This window comes from Streptomyces sp. NPDC088730, from assembly GCF_044751215.1.
Taxonomy (GTDB): domain Bacteria; phylum Actinomycetota; class Actinomycetes; order Streptomycetales; family Streptomycetaceae; genus Streptomyces.
The window spans coordinates 254,931-269,596 of sequence record NZ_JBIVLK010000008.1; the positions used below are offsets into that span (position 1 = coordinate 254,931).

Annotated in this window: 13 protein-coding genes and 1 pseudogene; 13 read left to right on the top strand and 1 reads right to left on the bottom strand. The window is 72.7% G+C overall.

The window, feature by feature from the left end; translation table 11 throughout:
- The first annotated feature begins 880 nt into the window (after positions 1–880).
- The 9 genes from ACIP89_RS24535 to ACIP89_RS24575 all read left to right on the top strand — a co-directional run bounded on the left by ACIP89_RS24535 (position 881) and on the right by ACIP89_RS24575 (position 8,877).
- Complete coding sequence (locus tag ACIP89_RS24535) at positions 881–1,312, top strand: hypothetical protein (RefSeq protein ID WP_402116718.1); 432 nt, start codon at positions 881–883, stop codon at positions 1,310–1,312.
- Between the two features lie 24 nt (positions 1,313–1,336).
- On the top strand, positions 1,337–1,762 hold the full coding sequence (locus ACIP89_RS24540; protein ID WP_401924266.1) for a phage tail protein: 426 nt from the start codon (positions 1,337–1,339) through the stop codon (positions 1,760–1,762).
- A 98-nt stretch (positions 1,763–1,860) separates the two neighbouring features.
- Positions 1,861–2,583: a LysM peptidoglycan-binding domain-containing protein gene (locus ACIP89_RS24545; protein ID WP_401924263.1), complete on the top strand. Its 723-nt coding sequence runs from the start codon at positions 1,861–1,863 to the stop codon at positions 2,581–2,583.
- Complete coding sequence (locus ACIP89_RS24550) at positions 2,580–4,394, top strand: VgrG-related protein (protein ID WP_401926231.1); 1,815 nt, start codon at positions 2,580–2,582, stop codon at positions 4,392–4,394. Before ACIP89_RS24545 ends, ACIP89_RS24550 begins: the two co-directional genes overlap by 4 nt.
- Positions 4,395–4,508: 114 nt before the next feature.
- Positions 4,509–4,826 carry a PAAR domain-containing protein gene (locus tag ACIP89_RS24555; RefSeq protein ID WP_401924257.1) on the top strand — a complete coding sequence of 106 codons (318 nt, stop codon included), beginning with the start codon at positions 4,509–4,511 and terminating at the stop codon, positions 4,824–4,826.
- Entirely contained in the window at positions 4,826–5,248 is a 423-nt protein-coding gene (locus ACIP89_RS24560; protein ID WP_401924254.1) for a GPW/gp25 family protein, read from the top strand. The genes ACIP89_RS24555 and ACIP89_RS24560 overlap by 1 nt, the downstream gene beginning before the upstream one ends.
- Positions 5,248–7,206 carry a putative baseplate assembly protein gene (locus ACIP89_RS24565; protein WP_402116720.1) on the top strand — a complete coding sequence of 653 codons (1,959 nt, stop codon included), beginning with the start codon at positions 5,248–5,250 and terminating at the stop codon, positions 7,204–7,206. The genes ACIP89_RS24560 and ACIP89_RS24565 overlap by 1 nt, the downstream gene beginning before the upstream one ends.
- A complete protein-coding gene (locus tag ACIP89_RS24570; RefSeq protein ID WP_401924249.1) occupies positions 7,203–7,766 on the top strand; it encodes a phage tail protein in 564 nt (187 codons plus the stop codon). The genes ACIP89_RS24565 and ACIP89_RS24570 overlap by 4 nt, the downstream gene beginning before the upstream one ends.
- A gap of 4 nt (positions 7,767–7,770) precedes the next feature.
- Entirely contained in the window at positions 7,771–8,877 is a 1,107-nt protein-coding gene (locus ACIP89_RS24575; RefSeq protein WP_402116722.1) for an NADase-type glycan-binding domain-containing protein, read from the top strand.
- Positions 8,878–8,934: 57 nt separating this feature from the next.
- Here ACIP89_RS24575 and ACIP89_RS24580 read toward each other — a convergent pair.
- Positions 8,935–9,623, bottom strand: a pseudogene (locus ACIP89_RS24580) (haloacid dehalogenase type II).
- A 220-nt stretch (positions 9,624–9,843) separates the two neighbouring features.
- On the opposite strand from ACIP89_RS24580, the gene ACIP89_RS24585 reads away from it, so the two are divergent.
- The 4 genes from ACIP89_RS24585 (at position 9,844) to ACIP89_RS24600 (ending at position 14,659) form a co-directional block, all read left to right on the top strand.
- Complete coding sequence (locus ACIP89_RS24585; protein ID WP_401924242.1) at positions 9,844–10,275, top strand: SRPBCC family protein; 432 nt, start codon at positions 9,844–9,846, stop codon at positions 10,273–10,275.
- Positions 10,276–10,384: 109 nt separating this feature from the next.
- Complete coding sequence (locus ACIP89_RS24590; protein WP_402116723.1) at positions 10,385–11,209, top strand: FadR/GntR family transcriptional regulator; 825 nt, start codon at positions 10,385–10,387, stop codon at positions 11,207–11,209.
- Positions 11,210–11,346: 137 nt separating this feature from the next.
- Positions 11,347–12,561 carry a D-mannonate dehydratase ManD gene (manD, locus tag ACIP89_RS24595; RefSeq protein ID WP_401926216.1) on the top strand — a complete coding sequence of 405 codons (1,215 nt, stop codon included), beginning with the start codon at positions 11,347–11,349 and terminating at the stop codon, positions 12,559–12,561.
- A gap of 19 nt (positions 12,562–12,580) precedes the next feature.
- Positions 12,581–14,659, top strand: coding sequence for a prolyl oligopeptidase family protein (locus ACIP89_RS24600; protein WP_402116725.1), 2,079 nt, complete (start codon positions 12,581–12,583; stop codon positions 14,657–14,659).
- Positions 14,660–14,666: the final 7 nt, after the last annotated feature.

A 14,666-nucleotide genomic window follows, 5' to 3' on the forward strand; every position in this document is an offset into this window, starting at 1 on the left:
GCCGCTCCTGGGGGCCTCCGCAGCGAACGGGCGGCGCTCCGATACGCCCCCGGGCGGTTCCGGGTCCGGCACTGCGGGGCCCGGTACCCCAGGCTCCGGCATCCCGGTCTCCGGCCGGCAGCGGCCCGGGGACAGCGGCCCCGCCGCCCCGGACCCGGTCGTCGTCGCCCGTGCCACTGCACCAGGTAACGCGAGCACCGCAGGCACCACAAATGCCGCAGGCGGCCTGAGCACTACAAGCCCTACAAGCTCGACAAGCCCTAGAGGCACTGCAAGCCCCACAAGTACGTCGGGCACTACAAGCACCTCGCGCACCACCGCGAGCACCTCAGGAACCTCAGGAACCTCAGAAACCAAAGGAGCCTCAAGAGCCACGGGAACCACAAGGGCCCCGGCCATGAGCACCATCGGCCCGCCCCCCTTCACCGCGGCCCGCGCCGGAGCAGATTCCGCCCCGGCACAGCCCCGCACCCTCTCGCTGCTCGCCGCGCGCCCGCTCAGCCTGAGCACCCGGGCACCGGAAGGAGTGGCTGCCCCTGTGGCCGCCCGCCCCGGCGGCCGTCCCGTGGTGGCGGCGCGCTGGCCCGGCGCACCGGCCCCGCATCGCGGTGGCTCGGGGCAGCCGTCGCGGGTTCCGTCCGCGACGGGCCCTGCCGGGCCGCAGGTCCAGCGCGCTGCCACCGGACGCTCCGGCGGCGCCCGCACAGGGTCGGCGGGGCGCGGCGTGCGGAGCAATGCCGTTCCGGAGTCCGTCCAGCGCGTCCCGGTTGTCAGGCCCGCGCCACTCGGCCGGGGAGCGGCCGGGGAAGCGGTACCGGCGGGCCCGGTTCCGGCAAGCGCCGCACCGGCAGGGCGGCCCGTAACCGTACGGCCCCTGCCGGTGACCGCTCCGCAGGCGCAGTCGCTCGCGGGCCGCCCCGCGGGCGCGCCGGCTCCGGCACGGGCGCCCGCAGGCGCCGTCCCCGTGGTCCGGCCGAGGTCCACCCGGCCGACGGGCCCGGCGCCCCCGGTCCAGCGCGAGGTCACCGGCGCGGGCGACGGCTCCGTTCCCAACGGCCCCGTACCGAACGGATCCGCCTCCAACGCCGCCGCACCCCATGCTGCCCCGGCCGAGGCGGAGTCGCGGAGGTCGGGCACGAGATCATCCGCCACCGGCAGCGGCGCGGCCGGGCACGCCGGACTGCCGCAGGGCTCGGGGACCGAACTGGACGAACTGGCGCGCCGCCTGCTCGACCCCATGGCACGGCTGCTGCGCACCGAACTACGGCGTGGCCGGGACCGAACGGGCCGTCCCTACGACGGACGCCGCTGAGAGCACGGAACGGATGACCGAGCAATGACAGACAGCATCTTCGCGACCAGCGTGTTCTTCCGGCTCGCGATCGCCGGGAACGACCTCGGGGCCTTCCACACCTGCTCAGGCATGGGCGCGGAGGTGGAGATGGAGAGCTACGCCGAAGGCGGCAACAACGGCTTCACCTGGCAACTGCCCGGACGCGTGAGCTGGTCGAACATCACGCTCACCAGGCCGGTCACCACCGACACGGCGAAGATCGGCCGCTGGCTCGACGAGACTCTGCGCCGGGTGGAGCCCAAGGACGGCGAGATCGTGGCGCTGAAACCGGACCTGACCAGGATCATCAGCTGGCAGGTCTTCGGGATCGTTCCGGTCCGCTGGCAGGGACCGTCCTTCGACCCGGCCAAGTCGGAGGCAGCGGTGGAGACCCTGGAGATCGCCCACCAGGGACTCCGCCCCTCCTGACCCCGACCGGCCTCCGGACCCGGATTCGGACCCGGAATCGGTCCCGGATTCCGACCCAGCCCTCACCCTCGTATCCGCACCGGAAAGGAACTCCAGGCATGTCGCCAGCGGTGCGCTCCAGCCGGGCCAGAGCCCAGCTGACCCTGAAGGAGCCCCCGGCCTCGGTCGGCGCGAAACCCGGTGGGACGGTCGCGCAGCTCGACCTCCAGTTCAACCCCTCCACCCTGGAGCTGCGCAAGACCACCGAGTGGCGGCGCTCCCCGTCCCGGATGGCCGGGCAGTCGGCGCTGCCCGAGTTCGTCGGGAGCGGACCCCGCACGCTGAGCCTCGAAGTGTTCCTGGACGCCACCGCCACTCATGACAACTCGGTGGAGCAGGCGGTGGAGAAGCTGATGAAGGCGTGCGTGCCGACACCGGCCAGCCTGGGCCGCAAGAAACCGGCCAGTCCGTGGGTCCGGTTCGAATGGGGCACCGCGCGGACGACCGCGTTCGACGGGGTGCTGTCCAGCCTGTCGGTGAGTTACACCCTGTTCGATGTGGACGGAAAGCCGCTGCGGGCCACCTGCGCGCTGTCCATCGAGGAGGCGAGCGTCGACACGGCGGGTCAGAACCCGACGTCCGGCGCGCGCACCGCCCGCAGTACGCACACGCTCGTGGCGGGGGACAGCCTCGCCATGCTGGCCTGGCGGGAGTACGGCGACCCGACGGCCTGGCGGGTCATCGCGGAGGCGAACGGAATCGACGACCCCATGGCGCTCGCGCCCGGCACCGAACTGGTGGTTCCGGCGCTCCTGGACACGGACAGTGAGGAGGAACGGTGAGCACAACCGAGGCACAGGGCAGCCGGTCGTTCGCGGCGGACCCCGTCGTGGAGACGCCCGCCGAGCTCCCCAAGGTCTGGGCCGCCCAGCTGGTGAGCTGTGTGGTGGACGAGAGCGTGGGCCTGCCCGACGCGGCGGTGCTCACCTTCCGGGACCCCGATCACGAGTTCCTCCAGGCCACCGGCATCACCATCGGCACCCCGCTGCGGGTCTCGGTGGTGACCGCCTCCGGGCAGGCGCGGGAGCGGCTGTTCGACGGCGAGGTGACGGCCCTGGAGCTGGACGCGGACCGTACGGGTTCGTTCACGGTGGTGCGCGGGTACTCCAAGGCGCACCGGCTGCAACGGGGCCGCAAGGTGGTGGCGTACCGGAACATGACGGCGGCCGCGATCGTCCGCAAGGTGGCCGCCGGAGCCGGGTTGGCCTGCGGGACCGTGCAGGCCGCGCCGGTCACCTACCAGCAGCTCTCGCAGGCCAACGTGTCCGACTGGGACTTCCTGCAGTACCTGGCGGGGGAGAGCGGGGCTCAGGTGCGCGTCGACGACAAGGGCCTGCTCCAGTTCACCCGGCCGCAGAAGGCGTCCGGCGCGCCCGCGCCGTCGACCTCGGCGACCAAGAACCCGATGGTGCTTGAGTACGGCCGGAACCTCCTCGCGCTGCGGGCCTCGCTGACGGCGGCGGACAGCGCGGCATCGGTCGAGGTGCGCGGCTGGGACGTCAGGACGAAGCGGCCCTTGGTGGCGCGGAACCCGTCGGTGATCAGCGACACGGCGGTGCCGGGGCTGAGCCCGTCGGCGAGTGCCCGGTTCGGCAAGGCGAAACTGACCGTCACGGACACCCCGTACCGTACCCAGGCCGAGACGACGGCGGTCGCGGACGCGACGGCCGCCAGGGTCAGCGCGGGATTCGGGGAACTGGAGGCGGTGGCCGAGGGCAATCCACGGCTGCGGGCCGGCAAGCCCGTGGCCCTCGGCAACGTCGGCCAGGCGTTCTCCGGCCGGTACACGGCGACCGCCGTCCAGCACGTCCTGGAGCCGCACGAGGGCTACCGCACCACCGTCTGGGTCGGCGCGGGCCCGGACCGCTCCCTGACGGGCCTGGTGACCGGCGGGCCGGACCGTGGTCCCCGGATGCCGGGGCTGGCGATCGGCGTGGTGACGGACGTGCGCGAGCCGGACGGTGCGGAGCGTGGCGCGGTCCGGCTGAAGTTCCCCTGGCTGGACGAGAGTTACGTCACCGACTGGGTGCGCGCCGTGCAGTGGGGCGGCGTCGGCGGCGGCGGGGTGATGAGCGCGGAGGTCAACGACGAGGTCCTGGTCGGGTTCGAACAGGGCCTGCTGGACAGCCCGTACGTCATCGGAGGGCTGTACAACGGCGTGGACCAGCCGTCGCCCCATGATGTCCCGCTGATCGACCGGACCAGTGGAAAGGTCAACCGGCGCTCGGTGGTGTCGCGTTCCGGGCACCGGGTGGAACTGCTGGACGCGCGGGCGCCGGGCCCGTCCGGACTGCGGCTGCTGACCGCCGACGAGCGCCTCGAAGTACGGCTCGACGACCGCCGGGACCGGATCGAGCTGACCGTGTACGCGGGGCGCGGCCGCCCCCTCACCTCCGTGGTGCTCGACAAGGACGGCATCACACTGGACGCGAAGCTGGGCAAGGTGAACGTGCGAGGCAGACAGGTGGACATCGACGGCACCGACGGAGTGCGGATCGGGGGCCGTTCCGTACAGGTCAACGGCACGACGGATGTCACCGTCGACGGCGGTCTGCTGGGCGTCCTCAAGGCCCGGCTGATCCGGATCAACTGAGGGCCCACCCCATGCCCCGCCCCGCCGCGGCACTCGCGCACTCGCAGTACCCGACCCACCCGACCGAATCCGGGACCGGCCTCCGGGCCCAGGACCTTCCGCAAGGAGTGCTGCATGCCAGCCGCAGCCCGTACCGGCGACCCCACCAGCCACGGCGGTGTGATCGCCACTCCGCCGCCCGGAGCCGCCGCCGCGGTGATGCGGGTGCTGATCGGCGGCCGTCCCGCCGCCGTCGTCGGCAGTCTCCACACGTGTCCGATAGCCCCGCACGCGCTGCTGGGGCCGGCCAACGTCATCCTTCCCGACCCGGCCGCGCTCGCCACGGGCACGGTACTGATCGGCGGGCTGCCGGCCGCGCGGGCGGGGGACCGCACGGCGTGTTCCGGGAACATCCTGACCGGCGCCCAGAACGTCCGCATCGGGGGCATGTGATGAGTGAGCGGTTCATCGGGCGCGGCTGGGCGTTCCCGCTGCGCGTCGGGCCGACCGGCGGGATCGCCATGGTCGAACGCGACCGGGAGATCGAGGAGGCGATCCGGCTGGTGCTCGGGACCGCGCCCGGCGAGCGTCCCATGCGTCCCGAGTTCGGCTGCGGCATCCACGACTACGTCTTCGCCCCCGGCAACGGCGCCACCGCCGGCCGCATCGCGCAGCAGACCCGCGAGGCCCTCGAACGGTGGGAGCCGCGCATCGCGGTGGACGACGTGGTGGTCGCCTTCGACGCCGTCGAGGACGGCACCCTCTACATCGACGTGCGTTACACCGTGCGTTCCACCAACGACCGGCGCAACCTGGTCTTTCCCTTCTACACGATCCCCTCCGAGGAGGAGACCGAGGAATCGGTCGCGGACTGATGGCTCTGGACTTCCCCAACCTGGACGACCGGCGGTTCCAGCAACTCGTCGACGAGGCGAAGCGGTACGTGCAGCAGCGCGCCCCGGAGTGGACCGACCACAACGTCTCCGACCCGGGCGTCACCCTGATCGAGACGTTCGCCTATCTCGTGGACCAGCTGCTGTACCGGCTGAACCGCGTCCCGGACAAGAACTACACCGCGTTCCTCGACCTCCTGGGCATCTGCCTGTTCCCGCCGGCCGCCGCCGGAGCCGATGTCGACTTCTGGCTGTCGGCGCCGCAGCCGGAAACGGTGACGCTCCCCGCCGGCACCGAGGTGACCACCGTGCGCGGCGAGACCGAGGAAGCCGTGGTGTTCACCACCACCGACGAACTCCACATCGTCCCGAGCGAGTTGATGAAACTCGTCACCTCGCCCCGGACCGGTGAGCAGAGCGACCGGACCAGGACGCTGGCCGAAGGGCTCGACGTGCCCTGCTTCCAGGCGACACCGGAGCCGGGCGACGCGCTGCTGTTCGGCCTGCCGGCGCCGGTGCCGCGCTGTGTGGTCGCCGTCCGCGTGGACAGCAGGGTGGAGGGCATCGGGGTGGACCCGCGCCAGCCCCCGCTGGTGTGGGAGGCGTGGGACGGCGGCGGCTGGCGCGCCTGCGAGACCGGCACGGACACCACCGGCGGACTGAACCGTCCCGGCGAGGTCATCGTCCACGTACCGGCCGGGCACACCGCGTCGGTGATCGGCGGGACCAGGGCCGGCTGGCTGCGCTGCCGCGTCACCGAGCCCGAACCGGGCCAGCCGTTCTACTCGGAGTCACCGACCGTGCGCGAGGCGGCGGTGTTCACCGTGGGCGGCACCATGTACGCCGAGCACGCGGAGACGGTGACCGACGTACCGCTCGGCACCTCGGAGGGGGTCGCCGGGCAGACGTTCCGGCTCGGCCGCCCGCCGGTCCTTCTCGACGGCGAACCCCCGGTGGTGGAGGTGTCGTCCGCCGAGGGGTGGCGCCGCTGGGAGGTGGTCGAGCACTTCGGCCGCTCCGGCCCCGCCGACCAGCACGTCCGGGTGGACGCCACCACCGGCGAGTTCACCTTCCCCCCGGTGCTGCGCGAGCCGGACGGCACGCTGCGCCAGTGCGGCGCCGTACCGCCCAAGGGCGCCCAGCTGCGGGTGGCCCGCTACCGCACCGGAGGCGGCCCGGCGGGCAATGTCGCACGCGGCGTGATCTCCGTGCTGCGCAGTTCCGTGCCGTACGTGGCGCGGGTCACCAACCGGGAGGCGGCGCGCGGCGGGGTCGCCGGTGAGACCGTCGCCAACGCGAAGCTCCGGGCACCGGACGCGCTGCGGATGCAGGAACGCGCGGTGACCGCGGAGGACTACGAGATCATCAGCCGCCGGGCGGCGCCCTCGGTACGCCGGGTGCGCTGCATGCCGGCAGGGGACGGCGCGGGCGCGGTCCGGGTCCTGGTCGTACCGGACGCGGTGGCCGACGAGGGCGACCGGCTCAGGTTCGAGCAGCTGATCCCGTCGGACCAGGTACTCCGGGCGATCACCGCGAGTCTCGACGAGCGACGGCTGATCGGCACCCGCCTCGTGGTGGAGCCGCCGGTCTACCAGGGCGTCACCGTCGTGGCCAGGCTCGCGGCGGCGCCGGGCGACACCGACCGGGTGCGCGAAGCGGCGCTCGACGCGCTGTTCCGGCTCCTGAACCCCCTGCACGGCGGTCCCGACGGCACGGGGTGGCCGTTCGGGCGTCCGGTGCAGTACGGCGAGGTGTTCGGCGTGCTGCAACGCGCCACCGGCAACGCGCTGGTGGAGGAGATCCGGCTGTTCGCCGCCGACCCGACGACAGGGCGCCGGGGTGCGCCCGCCGACCGCATCGACGTGGCGGCCGGCGCGCTGGTCTTCTCGTACCAGCACCAGGTGGTCGTCACCGCCATCGAACCGGAGGTACGGGGATGAGCCGCGCGGCCGTACCCGGTCTGCCCAGCAGGTATCCGATCGGCGGGCAGCTTCCCGCCCTGTACGCCGACGACGACTTCGCGCAGCGCTTCACCGAAGGGCTCGACACCGTGCTCGCCCCGGTGTTCGCGACGCTCGACAACCTGCCCTCCTACTTCGACCCCCGGGTGGCCCCGGCCGACTTCGTGGCCTGGCTGGCATCGTGGGTGGGTGCGGTCGACGATCCGCGCTGGCCCGTGGAACTGCGCCGGGAGGCGGTGGTCCGGGCGGTGGAGCTGCACCGCTGGCGCGGTACCGCACGCGGCCTGGTGGAGGGGCTGCGGCTCGGGCTCGGCGTGCATGCCGCGATCACCGGGGACGGCGGCGCGACGTGGTCGCGCACCGCCGGTGCCGGACTGCCGCCGGAACCCTCCGCCGGGATCCTGGTCCGGGTGTGGCCGGGCCGCGAGCCGGTGGTGGACGTGGACCGGGTCAACGAGATCGTCCGGGCCATGTGCCCGGTGCACACCGTCTGCCGGGTGGAGGTCCTGCCCGGCCCGCCCGCCGATGAAGGAAGGTGACGCCATGCGCGCGTGTCCCACCTGCGGGGCGTCCAACGGTTCAGCGGACGACTTCTGCGGCAACTGCGGCGCGTACCTGGGCTGGTCCGAGACCGAACCGGCCCCGAGCACGCCGCCCGCGAACACCCAGGCTCCACCGGAGCGGCTGACCGCCCCGGCCCCCGAGGAACCCACTCCGGCGCAGACCGCCGCCGCACCGGGCGCGACCCCCTCGCCCCCCGCCCCCGCACCCAGCGCCACGCGTCCACCCGCAGCCACACCCCCCGCCCCCGCCCCTGCACCCGCGCCGAGCCCCGCCCCGGCCGCACCCGCCCCCGAGGCGCCGGCGCAGGACCCCGTGCTGCCCGTACTCCCCGCCAAGCCGGTGGCCCCACGCCCCGTCGTGCGGCCCGTGGCGGCCCCGGAGGAGGCGGCGGGGGTGCCCTGCCCGGCCTGCGGAACGCCCAACCTGCCGGGCCGCCGGTTCTGCCGGCGCTGCGCCGCTCCGCTGCACCCCGAGGAGAAGCCCGCGCCGCTGCCGTGGTGGCGGACCGTCTGGCCGTTCCGCCGCCGGGCGCGGGCGAGTTCGGGCCGGGTGGTCCGGGGGCTGGTGATCCTGGCCGTGCTGCTGGCCCTGTGCGCGGGCGGCTTCCTGCTGCTGCCGGCCGGCCGCGCCCTGATCGAGGACACCAAGGACAAGATGGGCAAGCCCAAGGCGGTGACCCCGGTCGCGATCGCAGCCAGCGCGGAGATTCCCCGGCACCCGGCGAAGAACACCACGGACGGGCTGAACAACCGCTACTGGGGCGCACCCGGCCCCAAGGCCTCGGTCACGTACACCTTCGGCAAGCCGTTCCGGCTGGTCGACCTGCTCATCACCAACGGGGCGTCCAAGTCTCCGGAGGAGTACGCCCGGCAGGGGCGCGCGCTCCGGGTGGACCTGGAGATGACGACGCAGGACGGCGAGAAGCACACGAAGCAGATCACCCTCAGCGACAAACCGGGCTCCCAGCAGGTGTCCACCGGGATCAGCGACGTGAAGACGGTGCGTCTCGTGCTGAGCTCGCCGGCCGGCCTGACCAAGGGCCGACACCTGGCTCTGGCGGAGGTGGAGTTCTTCCAGCGCAGCTGAACCGGCGCCGACGCGGCTCCGCCCGGTACGGACCGTCACCGGGCCCTCGGCGCCCGTTCAGCCGACGCCGAGCTGTTCCGCCAGACCGGCCAGGCCCTCGGCATACAGATCGAACCGGTCGGAGCCGGCGGGCGGATCGCCGACGGGACGGGCGACATAGGCGGTGCGCAGGCCCAGCGCCTGCGCACCGCGCAGGTCCCACGCGTGGGCGGCGACCATGAGCAGCCGCTCCGGCGCCCGTTCGGAGACGCTGACGGCCAGCCGGTAGACCTCGGGGTCCGGCTTGTAGGTCCGGGCCTCCTCGGCGGACAGGGCCTGGTGCCAGCGCAGTCCCGCATGGGCGTTGAGTCCGAGCAGGGCCGTCCGGCTCGCGTTGGAGAGCCCGATCAGCGGGTACCGCTCCGCGAGCCCGGCCAGGGCTGCCAGGGAATCGGGCCAGGGCGGCAGTCTGGTGCCGGACAGTGCCAGCGCCTCCACAGCAGCCGGATCATCGACACCGGCCGCGCCGGCGACGAGCCGGGCGGCCTCCCGGTCCAGGGCGTCGCTGGGCAGATAGGGCCGGTGCCGTCGAGGACGCGGCGCTGCTCGCGGTCGGTGTGCCGCTGCCACAGCGACAGCAGGCGCTCGGCCCCGGCATCGTCCAGCGACGGGTCGAGCCGATGGATGCCCGCGCGGATTCCGGCGGGTTCGTCGACGAGCGTGCCGAGCACGTCGAAGACGATGGCGTCGATCTCTGGTTCTGGCATGGGGTGGGCTCTCCCGGACGAAGCAGGGCCGTGCAACCGGCTGTTGTGCCGCTGGGCTGTTGGGCGAACACGGCGGGAACGCGCCTGATTCCCGGCGGGCCCGGCGCGGTCCGGGTGTGCCGAGGCTGCACCGGGGTACCTGGGACGACGTCCGGACGCGAGTCCGCACACGTACGGATCCGGCACCCTGCCGACCTGCCGAAACTGTTAAGGAGACCTCATGTCCTCCTCGATCGTCGAGACCGTCGACATCAAGGCCCCGGTGGCCATCAGCTGGGCCCTGTGGCGCGATGTGGAGCGGTGGCCCAGGTTCTTGAGCCATGTCCAGCGCGTCGATCCGCTGGACGAGAGCCGCTTCGCCTGGCAGCTGGCGCTGCCCGGGGCCGACAAGGTCTTCGTCGCCGAACTCACCGAAGTCGTCCCGGAGGACCGGATCGCCTGGAAGACGACGGAGGGCGTCCACCACGCCGGTGTCGTCACCTTCCACCGGCTGGACGACTCGACGAGCCGGGTGGCTCTGCAGATCGAATACGATCCCCAGGGCTTCGTGGAGCGCCTGGGAGCCTTCACCAACCTCGACTCGGTCCTGGCCAACTACGACCTGGGCGAGTTCCAGAAGCTGGCCGAGCGGACCGCGGCGGGCGGCTTCTGAGCATCCCGGCCGGGCTCGCCGCACACGTCCGCGAAGCCGTGCGCCCGGCACCGCACGCGGCCGGGTCAAGGGGCGGGTACGGGCCGTGACCGGCCTGTACGCTGCCGACATGCAGCCGTCCGCCCCCTCCTCCCCGTCCGGTTCCGAGCGGCCCGGCCCGGCCGCGGACCCCGCCCGGCGCGGACTCCTGACGGAGCGCATCGCCCGTCAGCTGGAACACGACATCAGGTCCGGAGAGATCGCCGTCGGGACGAAGCTCCCCTCGGAGCGCGAGCTCGCCGCTCAGTTCGGCTCCAGCCGGAACGTGGTGCGCGAGGTGCTGCGGCGGCTGGAGGCCCAGCATCTGATCGAAGTGGCCCCGGGGCGGGGTTCCTTCGTCCGGGAGCAGTCCTCCGGGCAGGCCAGGGGGTACGACGCGCTGTACCGGGCAGGCCGCCCGACCGTCCGGCAGCTCATCGAGGCGCGGATCCCGCTTGAGGTGGAGATGGTCCGGCTGGCGGCCGGCCGGGCGACGGAGGAGGACCTCGCGGCCATGCGGTCCGCACGGGACGCCCTGGAAGCGGCGGCCGACGTCGTCGTCAAGGCCCAAGCCGACATGGACTTCCACGACGCCATCGCGGTGGCGAGCAAGAACCCGGTTCTGCGGATCATGCTGTCCTCGATCAGCGGGATGATGTTCGAGATGATGCTCCGCTCGAACTCCGACCCGTCGATCGGCGAACCCGGGGTGCCGCACCACCCGGAGATCCTCGAAGCGGTCGAGGCGCGGGACGTGGACCTCGCCTGCGCGCGGATGCGGGAACACCTGCTGCTCGGGCTGCGTACCTACGGGGCGGATCTCGACCTGCGGGTCGACACCATGGCACGCAACCACATCGAGACGCTGCTGGGGCAGGCCGAGGGCCGCCGCGACGGCAGCAGAACCGGCACATAGCCTCCCTCACGGGTTTCCTCCAGGGGCTGGCCGATGGGCCCTTCCCGCTGTTACGGTCCCGTCCGAACCAACTGGTCCTACCAGTTGGACCACCAAGTCCAGGTGGTGGACCCGGCATCCGGAAAGGGAACACACGCATGAAGATCGTCGACGCCAAGGTCGTCGTCACCAGCCCAGGCCGCAATTTCGTCACCCTGAAGCTGACCACCGACGAAGGCCTCACCGGCCTGGGGGACGCCACCTTGAACGGCAGGGAACTCGCCGTCGTCAGCTACCTCACCGACCACGTCGCGCCGCTGCTCATCGGCCTCGACCCGCACCGGATCGAGGACACCTGGCAGTCGCTCTACCGGGGTGCCTACTGGCGCCGGGGACCGGTGACGATGGCCGCCATCGCCGCCGTCGACGTGGCGCTGTGGGACATCAAGGCCAAGGCCGCGGGACTCCCGCTCTACCAGCTGCTGGGCGGCGCGAGCCGCGAACGCGTCCGCACCTACGGCCACGCCAACGGCCGGGACATCCCCGAACTCCTCGACTCCGTACGGGCCAGGCTCGCCGAGGGCTACCCCGCCATCCGCATCCAGTCCGGCATTCCCGGCCTCAAGGCCGTCTACGGAGTGACCGACACCGACGAGAGGGGTTCGCAGGTCCTCCACCAGCAGGCGCGCCCCCTGGTGGAGGACTGGGACACCGAGGCGTACCTGCGCCACATGCCCGCCGTCTTCGACGCGGTACGCGCCGAATTCGGCCCCGCACTGCCGCTCCTGCACGACGCCCACCACCGCCTCACCCCGGTTCAGGCCGCCCGGCTCGGCAAGGACCTGGAGCCCTACCGGCCGTTCTGGCTGGAGGACTGCACACCCGCCGAGAACCAGGAGGCGCTGCGCCTGGTGCGCCGCAGCACCACCACGCCCCTGGCCATCGGCGAGGTCTTCAACACGGTGCACGACTACCAGGCACTGATCACCGAGCAGCTGATCGACTACGTGCGGTCCGCGGTCACCCACTTCGGCGGCGTCACACCGCTGCGCAAGCTCTTCGACTTCGCCGCCCAGTACCAGATCAAGAGCGCCGTGCACGGACCGGAGGACATCTCCCCGGTCGGCATGGCCGCCGCCGTCCACCTCGATCTGGCCGTCCACAACTTCGGCATCCAGGAGTACTCCGGCCACACCCCCCTCACCCACGAGGTGTTCCGCCACGCCTACACCTTCGCGGACGGGCACCTGCACCCGGGCGAGACCCCCGGCATCGGGGTCGAGCTGGACGAGGAACTGGCGGCGGCCCACCCGTACGCCCAGGCGTATCTGCCGGTCAACCGCCTCCACGACGGGACCGTCCACGACTGGTGATCCCCGGGGGCATCGGGGGATGTGGTCCCGCCGCACGTCCCGGACCCGCACAATTCGGGGTGTGATCGAAAAAGACCCGTACCTGTGGCTGGAAGACATCGAGAGCGAGGCCGCGCTCGCGTGGGTGGCGGAACGGAACGCCGAGACGGCGGCCGCACTGGCCGCCGACGCGGGGTTCGCCACCCTGAAGGAGAGGCTGCGGGAGGTGCTCGACGCCTCGGACCGCATCCCGTACACCGTCCGTCGCGGAGCGTTCCTCTACAACTTCTGGCGGGACGCCGCGCATCCGCGCGGCCTGTGGCGGCGTACGACGCTGGAGCAGTACCGCAAGGACGCCCCCGAGTGGGAGGCCGTCCTCGACATCGACGCGCTGGCCGCCGCGGAGGGCGAGAAATGGGTGTGGTCCGGCGCACGGGTCCGGCACCCCGCATACGACCGGGCCCTGGTCTGCCTGTCGCGCGACGGCGGTGACGCCGTCGTGGTCCGGGAGTTCGACCTCACCACCCGGACCTTCGTCGAGGACGGCTTCCAGGTGGCGGAGGCGAAGACGCGCATCGGGTGGATCGACGCCGACACCGTCTTCATCGGAACCGACTTCGGTCCCGGTTCACTGACCGACTCCGGCTATCCGCGGACGGTACGCAGATGGCGGCGCGGCACACCGGCCGAGGACGCCACCCCGGTGTTCGAGGGCCGGCCGCAGGACGTGTCGGCCGGGGGCTGGCACGACAGCACCCCCGGCTTCGAGCGGGACTTCGTCTTCCGGTCGCTGGACTTCCACCACAGCGAGACGCACCTCCTGACCGCCGACGGCTCACTCGTCAGGATCGAGGTGCCGGACGACGCCCACGCCTACGCCCATCGCGAGTATCTGGTCGTGAGCCTCAAATCCGGCTGGCTCGGACACCCGGCGGGGTCCCTGCTGGCGTTCGGCTTCGACGCGTTCCTGGCGGGCGACCGCACCGCGGAGGTGCTGTTCACCCCGGACGGGCGAACCGCCCTGGCCGGACACTCCTGGACCAGGCACCACCTGATCCTGGAGACGATGCGCGACGTCAGTACCCGCATCGAGGTGCTCACGCCGGCACCGGGCGGCTGGGCCCGCGGCCCGCTCGCCGACGTTCCCCCGCTCTCCGCCGTCAGCGTCGTCGACACGGACCCGGACGTCTCCGACGAGTACTTCCTCGACGTGTCGGGATTCCTGCAGCCGTCCACCCTGTACCACGGCGAGATCGGCGCCGGTTCGGAGATCCTCAGGCAGGCCCCGGCCCGCTTCGGCACGGCGGGCCTCACGGCGGAGCAGTACTTCGCGGTCTCCGAGGACGGGACGAGGGTGCCGTACTTCGTGATCGGCCCCGACCGCTCGGCCCCCGGCGCGGCCCCCGGCCCCGCCCTGCTCTACGGATACGGAGGCTTCGAGGTCTCCCTCACCCCGTTCTACGGCGCGTCGACCGGCCTCGCGTGGCTGGAACGGGGCGGCACCCACGTGATCGCGAACATCCGGGGCGGCGGCGAGTACGGACCCGCCTGGCACCGGGCCGCACTCGGCGCGAACCGCTCACGGGCCTTCGAGGACTTCGAGGCCGTCGCCGCGGACCTGGTGGCGCGGGGCATCACCACCCCGGCCATGCTGGGCGCGGCGGGTGGCAGCAACGGCGGACTGCTCATGGGCGCGATGCTCACCCGCAGCCCACAGCTGTTCGGCGCGATCGTCGCCCAGGTACCGCTGCTGGACATGCTCCGCTTCCACGAGCTGCTCGCCGGCGCGTCGTGGATCGCCGAGTACGGCGACCCGGACGACGAGGCCGACCGCCCCCACCTGCGCGAGCTCTCCCCGTACCACCGGCTCGGCGCGGACCGGGCCTACCCGCCGGTGCTCCTGACGACCTCGACCCGAGACGACCGCGTCCACCCCGGCCACGCCCGCAAGGCGGCGGCGCGGCTGCGCGAACTCGGACACCGCGTCCTGCTCCACGAGAACACCGGCGGCGGCCACGCGGGCGCCGGCGACAACGAGCAGGCCGCCCACAACAGCGCCCTGATGCACACCTTCCTGTGGCAGCACCTCGCTCCACAGGAGCGGCCGGCCGCCGGCTGACCGCACG